This window comes from Pedobacter caeni, assembly GCF_900129215.1.
Taxonomy (GTDB): Bacteria; Bacteroidota; Bacteroidia; order Sphingobacteriales; family Sphingobacteriaceae; genus Pedobacter; species Pedobacter caeni.
The window spans coordinates 139,290-158,633 of the sequence record NZ_FQUQ01000009.1; the positions used below are offsets into that span (position 1 = coordinate 139,290).

General features: G+C 41.3%; 14 protein-coding genes. 13 read left to right on the plus strand and 1 reads right to left on the minus strand.

Annotated elements, in window-relative coordinates; translation table 11 throughout:
• Positions 1-107: 107 nt before the first annotated feature.
• The 6 genes from BUC20_RS32595 to BUC20_RS32620 all read left to right on the plus strand — a co-directional run bounded on the left by BUC20_RS32595 (position 108) and on the right by BUC20_RS32620 (position 10,299).
• On the plus strand, positions 108-3,554 hold the full coding sequence (locus tag BUC20_RS32595) for a SusC/RagA family TonB-linked outer membrane protein (RefSeq protein WP_073238789.1): 3,447 nt from the start codon (positions 108-110) through the stop codon (positions 3,552-3,554).
• Positions 3,555-3,569: 15 nt separating this feature from the next.
• On the plus strand, positions 3,570-4,916 hold the full coding sequence (locus tag BUC20_RS32600; RefSeq protein WP_084529494.1) for a RagB/SusD family nutrient uptake outer membrane protein: 1,347 nt from the start codon (positions 3,570-3,572) through the stop codon (positions 4,914-4,916).
• A 233-nt stretch (positions 4,917-5,149) separates the two neighbouring features.
• Complete coding sequence (uvrB, locus tag BUC20_RS32605) at positions 5,150-7,186, plus strand: excinuclease ABC subunit UvrB (protein WP_073238792.1); 2,037 nt, start codon at positions 5,150-5,152, stop codon at positions 7,184-7,186.
• 1 nt (position 7,187) lies between these two features.
• Entirely contained in the window at positions 7,188-7,385 is a 198-nt protein-coding gene (locus tag BUC20_RS32610; protein WP_073238795.1) for a YwbE family protein, read from the plus strand.
• A 94-nt stretch (positions 7,386-7,479) separates the two neighbouring features.
• Complete coding sequence (locus BUC20_RS32615; protein WP_073238798.1) at positions 7,480-7,728, plus strand: DUF4834 family protein; 249 nt, start codon at positions 7,480-7,482, stop codon at positions 7,726-7,728.
• 87 nt (positions 7,729-7,815) lie between these two features.
• Positions 7,816-10,299 (plus strand): glycosyltransferase family protein, encoded by a 2,484-nt coding sequence (locus BUC20_RS32620; RefSeq protein WP_073238801.1) that lies wholly within the window; start codon positions 7,816-7,818, stop codon positions 10,297-10,299.
• 238 nt (positions 10,300-10,537) lie between these two features.
• Here the strand turns inward: BUC20_RS32620 and BUC20_RS32625 are convergent, their stop codons facing one another.
• Positions 10,538-11,224 carry a DUF2306 domain-containing protein gene (locus tag BUC20_RS32625; RefSeq protein WP_073238804.1) on the minus strand — a complete coding sequence of 229 codons (687 nt, stop codon included), beginning with the start codon at positions 11,222-11,224 and terminating at the stop codon, positions 10,538-10,540.
• Between the two features lie 232 nt (positions 11,225-11,456).
• On the opposite strand from BUC20_RS32625, the gene BUC20_RS32630 reads away from it, so the two are divergent.
• The 7 genes from BUC20_RS32630 (at position 11,457) to BUC20_RS32660 (ending at position 19,296) form a co-directional block, all read left to right on the plus strand.
• Positions 11,457-12,308: a UDP-2,3-diacylglucosamine diphosphatase gene (locus BUC20_RS32630; protein ID WP_073238806.1), complete on the plus strand. Its 852-nt coding sequence runs from the start codon at positions 11,457-11,459 to the stop codon at positions 12,306-12,308.
• A gap of 29 nt (positions 12,309-12,337) precedes the next feature.
• Positions 12,338-13,324, plus strand: coding sequence for a glycosyltransferase family protein (locus tag BUC20_RS32635; RefSeq protein WP_073238809.1), 987 nt, complete (start codon positions 12,338-12,340; stop codon positions 13,322-13,324).
• Positions 13,325-13,353: 29 nt separating this feature from the next.
• Entirely contained in the window at positions 13,354-14,334 is a 981-nt protein-coding gene (locus BUC20_RS32640) for a DUF6427 family protein (protein ID WP_073238811.1), read from the plus strand.
• 89 nt (positions 14,335-14,423) lie between these two features.
• A complete protein-coding gene (locus BUC20_RS32645; protein WP_073238815.1) occupies positions 14,424-15,179 on the plus strand; it encodes a type III pantothenate kinase in 756 nt (251 codons plus the stop codon).
• Positions 15,163-16,452: a BamG family beta-barrel-assembly machinery protein gene (locus tag BUC20_RS32650; protein WP_084529498.1), complete on the plus strand. Its 1,290-nt coding sequence runs from the start codon at positions 15,163-15,165 to the stop codon at positions 16,450-16,452. Before BUC20_RS32645 ends, BUC20_RS32650 begins: the two co-directional genes overlap by 17 nt.
• Positions 16,453-16,495: 43 nt before the next feature.
• Positions 16,496-17,071, plus strand: a complete 576-nt coding sequence (gene lptC / locus BUC20_RS32655) for an LPS export ABC transporter periplasmic protein LptC (RefSeq protein WP_073238899.1) — start codon at positions 16,496-16,498, stop codon at positions 17,069-17,071.
• A gap of 128 nt (positions 17,072-17,199) precedes the next feature.
• On the plus strand, positions 17,200-19,296 hold the full coding sequence (locus tag BUC20_RS32660; protein ID WP_073238823.1) for a peptidylprolyl isomerase: 2,097 nt from the start codon (positions 17,200-17,202) through the stop codon (positions 19,294-19,296).
• Positions 19,297-19,344 lie beyond the last annotated feature (48 nt).

Consider the following 19,344-nt stretch of genomic DNA (forward strand, 5'->3'; position numbering starts at 1 on the left):
AACCCAACTAAACCAAAACTATGAAATTAAAAGCTTTTAACCTAGGCATGCTATGCTCCTGGCTGCCACCCAAATTCCTATTAATTGTGAAATTAATTGTAATTATAATGACCTTCAGCTTGTTACAGGTAAGTGCTGCTGGTTTTGCACAGAAATTAACGCTGAGCAAAAAACAGATTAGCCTGGAACAAATTTTTAGAGAAATCTCGAAACAGACCGGCTATCAGGTGTTTTATGCAGATAAAGGCATGGACGCTGCAAAACGTATAGATGTTAACTTTAAGAATTCCACCTTGGCTGAGGTCATGGAATTATGCCTGCAAAAGCAAAATTTATCTTATGCAATAGAAGATAAAAGCATTGTGATCCGCATTAAGGAGAAATCCATTGTGGATAAAGTGTTGGCTTACATCAATGCTGTGGATGTCAAAGGCCGGGTTCTTGATGAAACAGGACAGGGCCTTCCTAAAGCCACTGTCAGGATCAAAGGAAGCGAGCATATGGTATTAACCAACGAAAAAGGAGCGTTTCAGCTGAGCAATATAGCCGAAAATGCCATTTTACAGGTGTTTTATATCGGATATCAAACCAGAGAAATCAGTGTTGCCGAACTGAAATCAAATCCTTCCATCCAGCTTCAGGTTCGGGCCGGAGAATTGGAAGAGGTTAGTGTGATGGTCAACACAGGTTATCAGCAAATTCCCAAAGAAAGAGCAACAGGTTCTTTTACACTGGTGGATAATGCAATGCTGAATAAACAGGTAGGAGGGAATATCCTGAACCGTTTAGATGGAGTTACAAACAGTGTCTCTTTTGATAAAAAGGAGAACAGGGCCAAACTGACTGTCCGTGGCTTAAGTACAATCAACGGCTTAATGGCGCCATTGATTGTGATGGATAATTTCCCCTTTGAGGGAGATATTGATAACATCAATCCTAATGATATCGAAAGTGTAAGTGTGCTGAAAGATGCTGCGGCCTCGTCTATCTGGGGAGCCAGAGCTGCTAACGGAGTGATCGTCATTGTAACGAAAAAAGGAAGGTTCAATCAACCGCTCAAAATTCAGTTCAACTCTAACGTAACGATTACAGGGAAACCTAATCTGTTTGATTTGAAGCAGATGAGTACCAGTGATTTTATTGATGTGGAACAAAAGCTGTTCGCCGCAGGGGCCTATAAAGTGCGGGAGGGTGATAAGAGAAAACCCGAGCTATCGGAAGTTTTGGAATTGCTCATCGCAGCAAGAGATAAAAAGATCAGCAATGCAGAGGCGAAGGCCGGAATTGATGCTTTAAGAGGGATTGATGTTAGAAATGAAATTTCTAAATACCTATACAATACGGAGGTAAACCAGCAATATGCGCTGAATTTTCAAGGCGGAGCAGAAAAGATGACCTATATGATCTCCGGAGGTTACGACAGAAACCTTTCGGTACGTTCAGAAAAATACAACCGCATTAACCTCCGCGCAGTGAATACTTTCAGGCCGATCGATAAATTACAGATCAGCACCTCACTTTATTATACAAACAGCCAGACCACTTCAGGGAGGCCTGGATATAACATGAATTCCCTTGATGGAAGAAAAATCTATCCTTATACCCGTCTGGCAGATGATCAGGGCAATGCGGTTCCATTTAATGTGTATAGAAAAACGTATACAGATACTGCCGGAATGGGAAAACTGCTGGACTGGAAATATTATCCGCTCGACAATGATCAGCATAAAGTAACCAAAGTAAACCTCCAGAGTATCATGGCAAACGTAGGCCTGAACTATGAGGTCACTAAAGACTTAAATGTGGATCTGAAGTATCAATATGAGAATCAACAAAGGAAAACAAACCTGTTACAGGCCCTCAATAGTTTTGAGACCCGTGACCTGATCAATAGCTATTCAAAACTGAACCGCAAGACAGGCACGCTGAGCTATAATATTCCTTATGGGGCTGTCAGAAATAATGAAGTAAACAGCATGATTTCTCAGAACGGCCGTTTGCAGTTAAATTATAACAAAACAATTGGCGACCATCAGATTGCCGCATTGGCAGGAACAGAAGTAAGGCAGATTTCTACCACATTGGACGGCCGCCTTACATATGGCTATGACGAAGAAACGCTGAGAGCCGGAAAAGTTGATTATGTGAGTCCCTTTCCGAATTTTATTTCCGGAGATGCAGACTTTATAAAAGAAGGACTGAGGGCGGATGGACTGCTAAACAATTATGTTTCTTTATTTGGAAATGCTTCCTATACCTATAAAAATAAATATACCCTTTCGGGTAGTTTACGTAAGGATATGTCTAACCTCTTTGGTGTGAAAATCAACGAGAAAGGCGTTCCACTCTGGTCTGCAGGGGCTTCCTGGAACATCTCTGAAGAGTCATTTTACAACCTGGAATTTTTGCCTTATTTAAAACTGAGGACCACCTATGGTGCCAGTGGAAATCTGGACAGTAGAAGAACAGCTGTTCTTACTCTACAAAGCGCAGGTGCGGCTTTTTATACGGGTTATCCACAGTCTGTGATCAGTCAGCTTCCCAATCAGGAACTTCGCTGGGAAAGAGTAAAAATGTTCAATATCGGTGCTGACTTTGGATTGATTAACAATGTGCTTTCCGGAAGCATTGAGTATTACCATAAAAAAGGATTGGATCTTTTTGGTCTGGACGATATGGATTATACCACTACAGGAGTACCCAGAATTCTTAGAAATGTAGCTAATATGGAAGGGAATGGGGTTGATCTGGATTTGAACGCCAAGCTGATTGACCGGAAATTTAAATGGTCACAACATCTTAATTTCAGCTATAATACGAGTAAGGTCACTAAATACTTATTGAGAAGTACCAGTGGAACTGACTATATCAGCGATGGTCTGCAACTCGCTCCTCTGCCTTTGGTTGGGCAGCCTGTTTTTGCACTTGTATCTTATAAATGGGCCGGACTGGATCCGCTTACCGGTGATCCGCAAGGGTATTTGAATGGCCAGCCCTCAAAAAATTATAAGGAATTTACAGGAGTAAACAGCAAGATCTCTGATATGGTATTTTCGGGTTCTGCAGTACCTACAGTTTTCGGTAATTTCATGAATACCCTAAGCTGGAAAGAACTGTCAGTAACGGTAAACATCACCTATAAAATGGGTCATTATTTTAGAAGAGGATCAGTAGACTATAATAGATTGGTTGCCTTTGAGGCTAAAGGGGGGCATTCAGATTATGCCAATCGCTGGCAACAGCCGGGTGATGAAAAACATACTGATGTTCCCTCATTTGTGTATCCAAATAATATCGATAGAAATAGATTTTACAATAGCTCGGAAGTGCTGATCAGCAAAGCGGATCACATCCGCCTGCAGTTTGTGAATCTTGCTTATAATTTGAAAAAGAGCGAATGGTCAAAATTACCTGTTCAGCAGGTTCAGTTTTTTGCCAATGCAAATAACCTTGGGATTTTATGGAGAGCAAACAAGTTCGGTATTGATCCTGAGTATAACAATGAGTTCAACCCGAAGGCGAGTTTCTCCTTTGGACTAAAAGCAGATTTCTAATTCTTAATAAAGAACATGATGAAAAAAAATATTAATTTATATATCCTCTTACTGTTTGCCTTTAGTACTCTTGCTTCCTGTAAGAAATTTCTGGATGAGAAGCCGGATCAAAAACTAATGGTGCCAAAAACACTGGAAGATTTTCAAAGCCTTTTGGACGGTAATTTTGAAATGAACCTCGCCTCAACTTCTGCCGGATTGATCAGCTCGGATGATTATTCACTTGGTAATGATGCTTACAACAAACTTGATGTTGATCAGCGTAATATGTATACCTGGCAAGATAAGAGCTTCTCAGAAGTGAGGGTTAACGACTGGGGTTCTGTTTATACCCAAGTTTATAATGCCAACGTTGCTCTGGAGGGAGTAGAGAAAATCACTAAGGCCTCCTTTAATGAATCAAAATGGAATAATGTTAAAGGTTCAGCGCTGTTGTTCCGTGGAAGGGCCTTTTTCGAGGCTGCTTTAATCTGGGCTAAGGCCTATGATGCGGCTTCTGCAAATACTGATCCCGGTATCCCGTTAAGGATGACTTCGGATTTTAATGCGAAAACAACAAGACCGAATGTTCAGGAAACCTATGCACAGGTTCTGAATGATCTGAAACAGGCCGCAGATTTATTACCAGCGCATCCGGATCACCCGATCCGCCCTTCAAAAGGAGCAGCTTATGCCTATTTATCCAGGGTGTATCTGGCCATGCGGGATTACCCGAATGCAGGCAAATATGCCGATGCTGCGCTGCAGCTGAATGATAAACTGATTGATTATGCAGCCCTGGACGATACTGATTTTTATCCTTTGCCTGGAATCACGAATCCGGAACTCATCATGTTCTTTACCATGGAGACTTCTTTTACTCCTGTGATTGATCAGTCTCTATACGATCTGTATGCTGATAATGATTACAGAAAGACCGTTTTCTTTGAAGAAAACAGAGATGGATCAATGGGTTTTAAAGGAAGCTATGATGGGAGCTATGCCTACTTCACGGGAGTGGCGACTGACGAAATGTACCTGAATCGGGCAGAATGTGCTGCAAGAGGAAACAAGGTAAGCGATGCAATGAAGGACCTGAATACACTGCTGGGAAAACGAATCAATGGTTTTGTTCCGCTAACAGCTACTGATCCGGCTGATGCGCTGCGGTTAATCCTTCAGGAAAGAAGAAAAGAACTGGTATTGAGAGGAACGCGTTGGATGGATTTAAAACGACTGAATAAAGAATCTGAATTTCAGGTCACCTTAAAACGGACTGCAGGAGGTAAGGAATATGTTTTACTACCAAATGATCCGAAATATGCATTGCCTATTCCTGATCAGATCATTATGAAATCGGGAATCCCACAAAATATAAGATAATGATCTTTCTGTCCCGATTGGGGACAGAAGACATAAAAAAGAGTTTTCAGCAGAAATTGCTGCAAAAAGATCATAATACCCCCCCTAATGCCCTCCTCTGGACACTCCCCGTTCAGGGGAGTTTTTTATTGTGGAGAAAGACAAGCTATACATTGAAAGAATAATCCGCATAAATAATTGCTTATCTTTGATCTTTACGAACCGAGCGTGAGCGATAAATAGAAAATCTACAGATGAAATTTCAACTTGTATCAGACTATAAGCCAACAGGAGACCAGCCCAGTGCCATCAAGCAACTGGTAGATGGGGTAAACAACGAAGAGAATTATCAGACATTGCTCGGGGTAACCGGTTCCGGTAAAACTTTTACCATAGCCAATGTGATTCAGCAAACTCAGAAGCCTACGTTAATTCTGAGTCATAATAAAACACTAGCTGCGCAGCTTTACGGAGAGTTTAAACAGTTTTTTCCTGAAAATGCGATCAATTATTTCGTTTCCTATTATGATTATTATCAGCCTGAGGCATTTATGCCCAGCACCAATACCTATATAGAAAAAGACCTGAGCATCAACGAGGAAATCGAGAAGCTGAGGCTGCGGACTACTTCTGCTTTGATGTCCGGACGCAGGGATGTGATCGTCGTTTCTTCTATTTCCTGTATCTATGGTATGGGAAACCCGGAGGATTTTTCCAGATCAGTTTTCCGTTTTGCAGTAGGAACGAGAATTTCAAGAAATAGCTTTTTACATAGCCTGGTAGAGATTTTATATGCCCGGACTACGAATGAATTTAAGCGTGGAACATTCCGCGTAAAAGGAGATACTGTAGATATTTTTCCTGCTTACCTGGACAATGCCTACCGCATTTCCTTCTTTGGCGATGACATCGAAGAATTGAGTGTAATTGATCCTGTTACAGGGAAAACACTGGAAAAACTGGAAGATATGGCCATTTATCCGGCCAACCTGTTTGTGACGCCAAAAGACCGTTTTACCTCTTCCATCTGGGGAATTCAGGAAGAGCTGGAGATCCGCAAAAATCAATTGATTGGTGATCGCCATGTATTGGAGGCCAAAAGACTGGAAGAAAGGGTCAACTTTGATATCGAAATGATGAAAGAGCTAGGCTATTGCTCAGGAATTGAGAATTATTCCCGCTTCTTTGATGGCCGTTCACCAGGAATGCGTCCTTTCTGTTTGCTGGATTATTTCCCGGATGATTACCTGATGGTGATTGATGAGAGCCACGTAACTGTACCTCAGATCCGTGCGATGTATGGAGGAGACAGGTCCCGTAAAATGTCATTGGTAGAATATGGTTTCCGATTGCCTTCGGCATTGGACAACCGCCCTTTAAACTTCGACGAATTTGAAAGCCTTGCTCCACAAACGATTTATGTAAGTGCGACTCCGGCGGATTACGAATTGCAGAAAACCGAAGGTGTGGTGATTGAACAGGTGATCCGTCCGACAGGGCTACTTGATCCGCTGATTGAAATCAGACCCGCAGTTAATCAGGTGGATGATTTGCTGGAGCAGATCGATAAAACCATTAAAATGGGCGACCGCGTCCTGGTCACTACCCTGACCAAAAGAATGGCGGAGGAACTGGCCAAGTACATGGACCGCCTAAATATAAAATGTCGTTACATTCACTCAGAGGTGAAGACCCTGGAGCGGGTAGAAATCTTACGCGGACTCCGTCTGGGAGAATTTGATGTGCTGATCGGGATCAACTTGTTAAGAGAAGGACTGGATTTACCGGAAGTTTCACTTGTGGCAATCCTGGATGCAGATAAAGAAGGTTTCCTTCGTTCAGACCGTGCCCTGATCCAGACCATCGGAAGGGCAGCGCGTAACGACAGGGGAAGAGTGATCATGTATGCAGACAACATTACGGATTCTATGGCCCGGACCATTTCCGAAACGAACAGGCGCAGGGAGAAACAGATCGAATATAACCTGGAACATGGCATTACGCCTAAAACCGTGGGTAAAAGCAGAGAGGCGATATTGGAGCAAACCTCCGTATTGGATTTCTCAGGAAACGCTGCAAGGGCTAAGGCTTATGTTGAGGTAGATGAAATCAGTATGGCTGCTGATCCGATCGTTCAGTTTATGACCAAACCGGAAATGCAGAAATCAATTGACAAAACCCGCAAAGACATGGCAAAAGCGGCAAAAGAAATGGATTTCCTCATGGCCGCCAGGTTGCGTGATGAGATGTTTGCCATGGAAAAAGTATTTGAAGAAAGATTTAGTAAATAAGATGGACGGAAAGAATAGAAAAGACATTTACCCGGGATTGGAAGTAGACATCATCCTGAAAAAAGACCAGAGAAGTGGTCAGCTAACACGAGGCATTGTAGCCAATTTGCTCACTTCTTCTGCATACCATTCCAGAGGAATTAAAGTGCGTCTGGAAGATGGACAGGTAGGTCGTGTGGCCGAAATTGTAGAAGATTAATACGAGGTATGTAATCAAAATGCAATAATCAGAAGGGGTTTGTAATAATGAAAATCTAATTCCGTCTATATTTGTAAACATTAAATTAACAAAAATGGGATTTTTAAAATTTCTTTTTATCGCTTTTTTAGTACTCTATATCATCCGGATTATTTTCCGTCTGGTATTTCCGATGGTACTGAAAAACATGTTTAGCAAGGTTCAGCAACAGGCTGAAAACCAGGCGAGACAACGCAATAGCAGACCGGAAGGTGCTATTTCTATCGATTATATGCCTCCACAACCTAAGGGTGGGAGAACGGATAAACTGGGTGATTTCGTAGACTATGAGGAGGTAAAATAAAGGTATTTTATTCTTATCGATAAATTTACTTCCTAATCTGTATCAATTTTATATTTTTGGGGTTAGTTTAATCTTAAACAAACCTTAATGAATAATTGGTTAAAAGCGAATGGCATACACCTGGCCATCATTGGATTTTTTGTTATCATCTGTTTTGTCTATTTCAGTCCCGTATTGCAAGGAAAAGCACCTTCGCAAAGTGACGTTATCCAGGCAAAGGCCACAGCCAAAGAAATTATGGATTACAAGGCTAAAGATGGCAAAGGGCCTCTTTGGACTAACCAGATGTTTGGAGGTATGCCCGCTTATCAGATTTGGGTTCAACACCCGCTTAATGGAGCAACGTATGTCATCTCTTTCGTAAAAGCGATCTTTCCGGATCCTGTAGATGCAGTTCTTTTGTACCTTGTTGGAGCTTACCTGCTCTTTTGTGTACTCCGGGTTAATCCCTGGCTGGCAGCGGCAGGAGCAATAGCTTTCGCTTTTACTTCCTATAACTTTATCATCATTGCCGCAGGGCATAGCAATAAGGCGCTGGCCATTGCTTTCTGTGCGCCGATCATTGCAGGGGTAATCCTCACCCTCAGGGGTAAATACTGGTTGGGAGGAAGTTTAACGGCTTTATTCCTGGCTTTAGAGATCAGGGCGAACCACATTCAGATGACCTATTATCTGATGATTGCCCTCCTGATTTTTATCGGGATCGAAGTATATCATGCAGTAAAAGAAAAGAAAACAGCCTCATTTGGGAAAGCAATCAGCTTCCTGGCAGTCGCTTTGGTCCTGGCTTTTATGGTGAACGCCGGAAAACTATGGACAACTTACGAATATGGTAAGGAGTCTAACCGCGGTAAATCAAACTTAACAACAGATAAAGCCGAAGAGAAAAACGGTTTGTCAAAAGAATATGCTTATGGCTGGAGCCAGGGGGTAGGCGAAAGTTTCACTTTCCTTATTCCAAACCTTTATGGAGGCCCTACAAGCATTGACGAAATGGTGAAACCAGAAAGTCATACTTTTAAAGCATTACAGAGTGTAACAGGTGGTGATCCAACTCAGGCCATTCAACAGTTGGCTGGTCAGATTGGTTTCCAACAGTACTGGGGCGAGAAACCGGGTACCTCAGGACCATACTACTTCGGAGCGATTATCTGCTTCCTTTTCGTATTTGGTCTCTTAATCGTAAGAAGCAGGTTCAAATGGTGGATCTTAAGTACAACCATTTTGTTTATGCTGCTGTCTTTCGGTAGAAACTTCCCTTTGATTTCGGATCTTTTCTTCGAATACTTCCCAATGTACAATAAGTTCAGGGCGGTAGAATCGATCCTTGCCTTAGTTGGACTGATGGTTCCGGTTCTTGCGATCCTTGCCATTAAAGAAGCTCAGGAAGGAACTTATGATCAAAAGACGCTAGTTAAAAAATTAACAATCGCGGGTGGAATTACCGGTGGTTTCTGTTTATTGGTAGCCATCATGCCTACCTTATTCTTTAGCTTCAGGGCTGAAAATCACCCTCAAATGCTTCAGGCCTTGACTCAGATGTTGCAAAACAACGCCGGAGTGGCACAGAACATCATCAATGGATTGATTGAAGACCGTGTAAGCATTGCCCGTGCAGATGCGTTGCGCTCTTTATTGTTCGTTGCAATTGGTTATGGCCTGGTTTGGGCTTTCTTAACTAAAAAATTAAACGTTCAGACTGCAGTAATTCTGCTTGGACTTGCGGTTATGGTTGATATGTGGCAGGTAGATCGCCGTTATCTAAACAACAGCAATTTTGCCAGCAAAAGTGATCTGAAAAACCATTTCCAGCCACGTGATGTGGATACCTTTATCCTTGCTGATAAAGACCCTGATTTCAGAGTGCTGGATTTAAGTATCTCTACTTTCCAGGATGCGAGCGCTTCTCAGTTCCATAAAACAGTAGGTGGTTACCATGCTGCTAAGTTGAAACGTTATCAGGAACTGATCGATAACCAATTCTCGAAAAGCATCAATCAGGATGTATTGGATATGTTGAATACCAAATACCTGATCACACAGGATCCGCAAAATGGTTCTTATAAAATGCAGCGTAACCAAACTGCAGCAGGACATGCATGGATCGTTCAGAATGTACAATTCGCAAAAGATGCGGATGAGGAAATGAAAGCGATCAGCAGTTTTGATCCTAAAAAAGAAGCAATCGTAGACATCCGCTATAAATCTTTAATTGATACCAAACGCGTAGGTGCAGATCCATCAGCAACGATTAAACTGGATAGCTATCACCCGGATCACCTGGTGTACTCTTACAGCGCTCCAAGAGACATCATTGCGGTGTTCTCTGAGATCTATTACGACAAAGGTTGGAACATGTATGTAGATGGTGTTCAAAAACCTTATTTCAGAGCGGATTACGTATTGCGTGCAGCTCAGTTGGAAGCAGGAAACCATAAAGTAGAGTTTAAATTCGAACCGGTATCCTACTATATGGGTGAGAAAATCTCCCTTGCAGGTTCAATCTTGTTGCTTGCAGGTTTAGGATTTGCATTTTACTCAGAAAATAAATCAAAGAAAAAAGCAGCTTAAGCTTGTTCTTTTAAATTCTAAGGCCCGATACTGCGAAGTGTCGGGCTTTTTTTATTTTCAAAATAACTACCTTACCACATCTAATCACAAAAAAATGGATCTTCTGTTTGTAATCCCTATTCTTATCTCGGGAGTTGTTGCCCTGCTCATTTCTTTTTTTACAAAGAAAAAGTTGGATAAATCCGGGAATAAATATGCCATATGGATCAGTATAGCTACTTTTATCGTCAGTTTCTTATCAATCCTCTTTGCGATTTTTCTTCTGATTATTTCCAATATCACTATTGAAAGATAACCGCTTCCTGTTTCTTTTGATTAACCATTCTGCAAACAATAAGTTGGGAATAAAACCCAGCCAGGCATTGATCATATAGAGGTGCAAGAGGTCAATCTCTGCAAATCCCATCAACACCATTTTCCATACACGTAAAGTAACGGCCGAAAGGGTCAGGGCGTAGCTTCTGATCATGTATTCCCGGTGTTGCCGAATGTTTCCTTTTTTGATTTCAAGAACTGCTTTTAATGTAAACAAGAACCATAAACAATCGAGTGTGAGGAAAGCCAATTTGCCTGGAAGCAGACTGTTTGCGTAGACCGCCATAATCAAGGCAGCCGGGAAATTGATTAGTAGTATATCGTATACGTATATCTTTCCCATGATTTTGTGGATGCTTCTATACTCTTTTAGTAAGGAAGTGGAGAACTGCGTGAAGCCTGCCAGTAAGGCAAATATGATCGTGAAGACATGAATGTAAAATGCAATTTTCCAGTGTGTAATATGGATGAAATCTTGTTTAAACTGCAGAAATCCAATATGATCATCCAATGGATAGTAACGTATAATGCCCTTCAGCATGAGAAAAGTTGCCGCAGACAATAACAAATAGATGCAGATGATTTTGACGATATATTTGACTGTACCCAAAGGAATTCATTTTAGATGTTGCTTAAAGGTATAAAAATTGGATATGGTAGAAGAATTCATGAGTGATAGGTAACAGATAATATTTCCTTAACAGCCTGTTAATCCTTGAGTTGCACCTTTGCATCATAAACTTAAACTGTTATCCCTATGCAGGAGTTGTTTTTACTGGTATGCTTAATTGTATTGGTTGCATTCTTTTTCAGTCCTTACGAACTGATGATGGAGGAAGATGATGTCTAAAAGAGAAGTGGATATTGCTGTAATTTCAGATGTTCATCTTGGAACTTATGGCTGCCACGCAAAAGAATTACTGAAATATCTTAAGAGCATCAAACCAAAGATGCTCGTGCTGAATGGCGATATCATCGATATCTGGCAGTTTAGCAAGCGGTACTGGCCGGAAACCCACATGAAAGTGGTTCGCAAACTCATGAAATTTGTAGTAGAAGGAGTTCCGGTGTATTACCTGACAGGGAACCACGATGAGCTGCTGCGGAAATTCGCAGATATGCACATGGGTGCTTTTCACCTTCAAAATAAGCTGGTCATTGAACTGGATGGCAAAAAAGCCTGGTTTTTCCACGGAGATATCTTTGATGTAACCATGCAACATTCCAAGTGGCTGGCCAAATTAGGCGCAGTAGGTTATGATACCCTGATCCTGATCAACAGCTTTGTAAACTGGTTCCTGGAACTGGTAGGCAGGGATAAAATGAGTTTTTCCAAAAAAATAAAAGCAGCATTTAAAGATGCCGTTAAGTTTATCAATAAGTTTGAGTCCACAGCGGCAGAGCTGGCCGTTCAGAACGGTTATCAATATGTGATCTGCGGCCATATCCATCAACCGGAAATGAGAACTGTTACCACAGAGGAAGGATCGGTAATGTATTTAAACAGTGGGGATTGGGTGGAAAACCTGACCGCCCTGGAATACAGCGATAAAGCATGGAAAATTTTCAAATACGACCATAAGGATTTTGAAAAGGATGAAGTGGAAGAAGGAGAGTTGTCTGACAGTGAAGACCTTCACAGCAAGCTCGATATCAATACCTTGCTTCAAAAGATTAAATTAGAAATTGTCTAAAGCGTAAAAATTGTAGATATTCGGTGCGAATGAAAATACTATACGCTATTCAGGGTACAGGGAACGGACATATCAGCAGGGCAAGGGAAATCGTTCCTTTATTGCAGCAGTATGGTGAGGTTGATTTATTGGTCAGCGGTACGCAGGCTGATGTGAAGCTGGTTCAGGAAGTAAAATATCAACTCCATGGTTTCAGCTTCATCTTTGGAAAAAAAGGTGGGGTTAATCATTATGAAACCTGGAAAACAATGAATCTTCCGCGTTTTGTCAAAGACATGAAGACCATTCCGCTGAAAGATTATAACCTGATTTTAAATGATTTTGAACCCGTAACGGCCTGGGCTTGCAGAACGCAGGGCGTAGAAAGTGTGGGTTTGAGCCACCAGGCCTCTTTTCAATCGCGAAAAGTACCTAAACCTAAAAGTATCGACTGGGCACAGCTCGTGATGAAATATTATGCTCCGGCAAGTCATTACGTAGGGTTTCATTTTGAGCGTTATGATGATTTCATCTATACGCCTGTCATCCGTGCAGAAATCAGAAATATGGTGGTCAGCAATCTGGGCCATTATGCGGTATACCTTCCTGCAATAGACGATAAATTCTTAGTCCCCATTCTGAAACAGATCCCACAGGTAAAGTGGGAGGTGTTTTCCAAGCATACCAAAATCAGTTATACCGATGGAAATGTAGAGGTGAGTCCGGTAAATAATGAATTGTTTAACAAAAGCCTGGCTTCCTGCGCAGGTTTGTTTACGGGCGGAGGTTTTGAAGGCCCGGCAGAAGCGTTATTCCTGGGGAAAAAGCTGCTTGTTGCACCGATGAAATTTCAATATGAACAGCAATGTAATGCTTTTGCGCTCAAGAAATTCGGCTTGCCGGTGATCTGGGGAAGCAACAGGAATTGGCTGCCCATCATAAAAAACTGGGTAAACAATCCTCAGGAGCACCAGTTCCATTTTCCGGATGAAACCGCTGCCGTAATTGATAAAGTAGTAAAGGATTTTGCCAGATAATTTGCTTTACTTTGCCTTAATATACAGGCATGATCAATCAATTTAGAAATTTAAACCCTATAAACCTGCTCCTGTTATTCGCATATACTTTTTTTATGCGCATGGCTATATTTGCAGATCCTCCGGCACAGCTGAACTTTGAGTTTCTGGAACCTTATACCAAGTTTTTTATTCAGATTCCTGTTCAAAATACGTTTTCTCCTATTGCGAATGCCTTTTTTGCTGCAATTATCATTTATGTTCAGGCGATTTTGTTCAATAGGGTCGTTAACAATCACGGCTTGTTAAACAAGCCCGGTTTCCTGCCTGCACTGTTATATGTTACTGCTGCTGGTTTATTTATGCCTTTCCTGGTATTGAGCCCTACGCTGATCTGTAACTTCCTGCTGATCTGGATCATGGATAAGTTGCTGAAAGTCGGGAAATCACCGAATGCGCTGATGATCATGTTTGATATCGGAATGATCATTGCCCTGGGAACCCTGATTTATTTCCCTTTTATTGTGATGCTGGTGATGATCTGGTTTACGCTCCTGTTGTACCGTTCATTTAATGGCAGAGAGTGGATTGCAGGTCTGGTTGGCTTTTTAACTATCTTTTTCTTTGTCTGGGTTTTTTATTACTGGAACGACAGCCTTTCCATGTTCTACAAAATCTGGTTGCCATTGGGCAATAAGTTCCCTTCGGTCTTTAAAATCAATTACAATGATTACCTGGTACTGGTTCCGGTTTTGGTGATGATGGTGCTGGCAATGATTCAGCTGCGCGAGAATTTTTTCCGGAGTTTTATCAGTACAAGAAAGGCTTTTCAGATGTTGTTTATCATGTTTCTGGTTGCCATTGTCAGTGTGTATACCAAGCCCGATTTCAGGCTTTACCACTTCCTGTTGTGTGTGCCTCCGGGATCGGTTTTACTGGCATATTACTTCTCAAACGCAAAAAAGAGGTGGTTTTACGAAAGCTTGTTCCTCATTTTGGTTTTCGCTATTCAATACTTTTTGTTTGTTTAACTTTTTTTAACAATTTGAAACCCTATTCTTTGCTAAAGATTAATAGCTTTGTGACATGAAGTTTGTTTATGTATTAGAACACGTCCTGAGTGCATAATCTGGTTATAGATATTGGAAATACGAACCCTAAAGTCGGGGTGTTTAAAGACAGGACAATGGTTCATGCTCAGGTTCTGAAGCAAATTACACCAGATGTAATCCTGGATTTTATTAAACAATACGAAATAGCCGGCTCCACCATATCCAGTGTAGGCCCTGAATTAGAAGAGGTAATAGGTGTTTTAAAAGCAAATACGACTTACATCCCTTTTTCAACGGGAATTAACATAGGAATAAAAAATAATTATAAAACACCTTCCACATTAGGCTTAGACCGTTGGGCAAAAGTAATTGCTGCACATCGTTATTACCAGGGTAAGAACTGTTTTATCGTCGATGCCGGAACCTGCATCGTTTACGATTTACTGAATGCCCAAAGTGAATATTTTGGAGGAAGCATAAGTTTAGGGATAGACATGCGTTTTAAAGCATTAAATCATTATACAGGCCGGCTGCCATTGGTAGATTGGGACAGGGAAGAAGGAGAGGTGCCAGAGGGAACGGATACAATTACCGCCATTCAAAGTGGTGTTTTACAAGGAGTAATTAATGAAGTTGAAGGGTTTATCACCCAACAAAATAATAAAAATAACGACCTGACGGTGTTGATAACGGGGGGTAGCGCTACATTTTTGCTGAAACAATTAAAAAACAGCATCTTTGCGCCTCAAATTACTCACGAACCGTATTTGGTATTAAGAGGATTAAATGAAGTCATTGCATTTGAATATGTACAAAAAAATTAATTATATAGCAGCCGTATTGGTATTGTTTACAGGCATTACTGCTCAGGCACAGGTGAATTCCCAGTCAACTTATTCCGAGTATGGACTTGGAAATATCAAACCATTGGCGCTTCCGCAATTGAGGGCTATGGGAGGAATTGCCAGTGGTGTTTTCAAACCAAGTGGATATAACAATATCAATATGCAAAACCCGGCTTCTTACTCCGGAATCAGCATGGCAACGGTTGATATAGGGATGTCTGGCTCTTTTACTACCTTAAAACAGGGAAGTCTTTCGGAAAAAAGCTTCAATGGTGCATTAAGCCATATTGCCCTTGCTTTTCCAATCGTAAACGGTAAATCAGGCATTAGCTTTGGTTTATTGCCTTACAGTCAGGTAGGATACGAGTATACCAAACAGTCATCTGTTGGTGGCACCAATTATACGAGCATTTACTCCGGAGAAGGTGGTTTATCGAAAGCCTATCTGGGTTTTGGTCAGCAAATTGGTAGTCATTTCAGAGTGGGTGGAAATGTGGAATATCTTTTTGGAAACCTGGTAAAAAGCAGCTCTATTGAAATGGATCTGGTAGGAGCCAAGTATACGAGGATACAGGATAAAAACAGTGTTGGTGGTGTGGCTTTCTCTTATGGTGCTCAATATGAGATCCCTTTGGGAACTAAAAAGAGAATTACGCTTGGATATTCAGGCTCTTCTTCTTCAACAGTTAATTCTACAAGAACTTACCTTGCCAGTCAATACCTTAAAAATAGTACGGGTGATGAGGATGCCTTCATAGATACGCTTACTTCTATCAAAGGAAAAGAAACGAAATTGAAACTTCCATTGACACATAGTTTTGGATTTACCATTCAAAGAGATAACAAATGGATGTTTGGGGCCGACTATAGAATGGGTGGATGGAAAAAGCTAGCCATTGATGGTGAAAATCAGGGATTACAGGACAGCTGGGGTGTTTCTGCCGGCGGACAATATACTCCGGATGTGACCTCAATCGGCAGTTATTTTAAACGAATAGACTATCGTCTGGGCTTTATGTACGACAAGACTTATATCCAGAGATCTGGTCAGGATATCAAGCAACAAGCAATCACACTTGGATTTGGTTTGCCTTTAGCGCCATCCAGATATTCATTTTACAAGTTGAACTTTACCACCGAAATCGGACAAAGAGGAACCCTGTCTAATGGCCTGGTTAAAGAGAATTACATCAACTTTCATGTAGGCTTTACCCTTAACGATACCTGGTTCATTAAGAACAAACTTTATTAGTGAGTTCCGGGTTTAAGCCCGGAACCTTTAACATACAATGATCATGAGATCTCCGGCATTCCTATCTGGTATAGTGGTACTTTGCTTATTCCAGCTCTGTTTAAGCTCCTGTGGAGAGGATGACCTGAAAAAAGCGGCTGCTCTTTCTGCGAAGGATAAACTGATCCTGAACAGAGACCGGACCATAGGGGTCGAAATCATCTATAGCGATTCGGCCGTGGTGAAGGCAAAAGGCACCGCACCCATCATGGATAAGATTACTCCTAAAAACGGAGCAATCTATCAGGAGATGCCTAAGGGCGTAAAAATCAATTTTCTGAATGAACAACAAGGCAATAAAGGATCTATAACTTCCGATTATGCCATTCAGCGGGAAAGCGAAAAACTGGTTATTTTTAAGCGGAATGTAGTGGTCGTGAACGAAGAGATGGTCTTCAATACCGAAGAGCTGACCTGGGATCAGAATAAACAGATGTTTTTCTCTCCCCAGGGCGTGGTAACCAAACCAGATGGTACAGTGATGAATGCGCTAAACTTCAGCGCAACGCAGGATTTCAGCATTTTTAAGTTCAATAATGCCTCCGGAGAGACTTATCTGGACAAAAAATTCGGGGAATAATCAGGAGATTCAAAAGCCCATATTTCCTTAATTTTTAAATACTTAATCAAAAACAATTTAATATTTTCTTTTTTTCGCAAAAGTTGTATCTTGCGCCCTCTTAAAAAAGATTTATAAATAAGAATATTATGGGATTAATGACATTTTTGCGGAATCGCGCAGGGTACATTCTGATCGGTGCCATCGGTTTTGCAATTGTTGCATTTTTGGTTGGTGATGCAATTCAAGTAGGTAAGCCTTTCTGGGCGGAATCTCAAAAGGTTGTCGGATCGATTGATGGTGAAGAAATTAACATCGATACTTTTGGTCCTAAAGTAGACCAGAGTTTAGCACAGTTTAAACAGCAATATGGTGGCTCAGGAAATGCCCAGATGCAAGCCATGGCTGTAGACAACGTTTGGAACGGTGAAATTGCTACAGTGCTTCTTGGTAAAGAATACAGCCGCTTAGGCTTAAACGTTTCCAGTGATGAATTGTTTGATTTAATGCAGGGTCAGAATCCTAGCCCGCTTATCGTTCAGTATTTTGGTAACCCTCAGACTGGTCAGCTGAACCGTGCTGATGTGATCGCTTCCCTTAAACAAAGGGCAAAAAATCCTCAGTTAAACCAACAGTGGGCTTTATTGGAAACCGAAATCACTAAACAGGCTTTACAACAAAAATATGCCAACCTGGTTCGTAACTCATTATACGTAACTACGCTGGAAGCAAACGATGAATATCAGAACCGTAACAAACTGGCGAACTTCAAATATGTAAGCCTTGATTATGCTTCGATTCCTGATGCGAGCGTAAAACCAACGGAATCGGATTACTCTGATTATTACAATGCCAACAAAAAACGTTTTGAGAACCCTGCAGAAACACGTTCATTCGAATATGTATCTTTCAGTGTTAGCCCTACGAAAGAAGATTCTGCTGCAGTGAAAACTCAGGTAGAAAAGTTAGCTGCTGATTTCAGAACTGCACCAAATGATTCTTTATTCGCTGCATTAAACTCTGATGTTAAAGTTCCTTATACTTATCTGAGCAAAGGTAAATTAGATCCGGCTGTTGACTCTGTAGTTTTCAATCTTCCTGCAGGTAGCTTCTACGGTCCTAAATTCTCTGGTAACTCTTATAAATTAGTTAAAGTAATTGATACCCGCTTTTCTCCTGACTCTGTTAAAGCGAGTCATATCCTGATCAACCCTACTAAATTAGGCGGTGCGGATAAGGCAAGAAAGCTGGCTGATTCCTTAAAAACATTGGTACAGGGTGGTGCGAGCTTCGCAACATTGGCTAAACAATATAGCGAAGACGGTTCTAAAGATAAAGGTGGTGACCTTGGTACTTTTAGCCGTGGACAAATGGTTCCTGAATTTGAAAATGCTGCGTTCGACGGTAAAGCCGGAGATCTTAAAGTGGTTACTTCTCAATTCGGTGTTCACTTAATCAAAATTGAAAAACAAATCGGTTCTTCGAAAGTAGCTAAACTGGCTTACGTAGAGAAAAGCCTTGCTGCAAGTAATAAAACTAAAGATGCTGCTTATAAAAAAGCAAGTAACTTCTTAGCTGAAGTGAAAGACAACAACTTTAGCGAACTTGCTCAGAAAAATAAATATACAGTAGGTGTAGCTGATAAAGTAACAGGATCGCAAGGTTTTGCTCCAGGATTAGATAACCCTCGCCAGCTGATCCGTGATGCTTATGCAGCAGACAAAGGTGACGTGCTTAAAGAGATCTATCAGATGGACAACTCATTCGTAGTTGCCCGCGTAACTGGTATCAATCCTAAAGGCCCTTTATCATTGGAAGCAGTGAAAAAAGACATCGAACCAATGGTTCGTAATGCCGTAAAAGCAAAACAACTGACAGAAAAAATTAATGCTGCTTTACAAGGTGCAGGAAATATCGACCAGGTAGCCGCGAAATTAGGCAAACCGGTAGCTCCGGTTCAGAACATGGTATTCGCTAACCCGATTATCCCAGGTGCAGCACAGGAAAATAAACTGGTAGGAACTGTTTTCGGTTCTCAGCCAGGTAAACTGTCTAAACCTGTAGATGGCGAACGTGGTGTGTATGTGTTTACTGTTGATGGATTTGGTAACCCGGCTCCTCTGGCAAACACTTACAAACAAAAAGAAGCAATGATGCAGGTAGCTGCTCAGCGCTCTTTAGGATCGGCATTCCAGGCTTTACAGGATAAAGCCAAGATAAAAGACAATAGGGTGAAATTCTATTAATCTTATTTTACGTAATTTTGTAACCGGAAGTAGTTTTGCTTCCGGTTT

What these genes read in the sequence shown, in the direction of transcription:
- BUC20_RS32595 (WP_073238789.1), top strand. Translation starts at nt 108, where the DNA reads ATGACCTTCAGCTTGTTACAGGTAAGTGCTGCTGGTTTTGCACAGAAA.
- BUC20_RS32600 (WP_084529494.1), top strand. Translation starts at nt 3,570, where the DNA reads ATGATGAAAAAAAATATTAATTTATATATCCTCTTACTGTTTGCCTTT.
- uvrB (WP_073238792.1), top strand. Translation starts at nt 5,150, where the DNA reads ATGAAATTTCAACTTGTATCAGACTATAAGCCAACAGGAGACCAGCCC.
- BUC20_RS32610 (WP_073238795.1), top strand. Translation starts at nt 7,188, where the DNA reads ATGGACGGAAAGAATAGAAAAGACATTTACCCGGGATTGGAAGTAGAC.
- BUC20_RS32615 (WP_073238798.1), top strand. Translation starts at nt 7,480, where the DNA reads ATGGGATTTTTAAAATTTCTTTTTATCGCTTTTTTAGTACTCTATATC.
- BUC20_RS32620 (WP_073238801.1), top strand. Translation starts at nt 7,816, where the DNA reads ATGAATAATTGGTTAAAAGCGAATGGCATACACCTGGCCATCATTGGA.
- BUC20_RS32630 (WP_073238806.1), top strand. Translation starts at nt 11,457, where the DNA reads ATGTCTAAAAGAGAAGTGGATATTGCTGTAATTTCAGATGTTCATCTT.
- BUC20_RS32635 (WP_073238809.1), top strand. Translation starts at nt 12,338, where the DNA reads ATGAAAATACTATACGCTATTCAGGGTACAGGGAACGGACATATCAGC.
- BUC20_RS32640 (WP_073238811.1), top strand. Translation starts at nt 13,354, where the DNA reads ATGATCAATCAATTTAGAAATTTAAACCCTATAAACCTGCTCCTGTTA.
- BUC20_RS32650 (WP_084529498.1), top strand. Translation starts at nt 15,163, where the DNA reads ATGTACAAAAAAATTAATTATATAGCAGCCGTATTGGTATTGTTTACA.
- lptC (WP_073238899.1), top strand. Translation starts at nt 16,496, where the DNA reads ATGAGATCTCCGGCATTCCTATCTGGTATAGTGGTACTTTGCTTATTC.
- BUC20_RS32660 (WP_073238823.1), top strand. Translation starts at nt 17,200, where the DNA reads ATGGGATTAATGACATTTTTGCGGAATCGCGCAGGGTACATTCTGATC.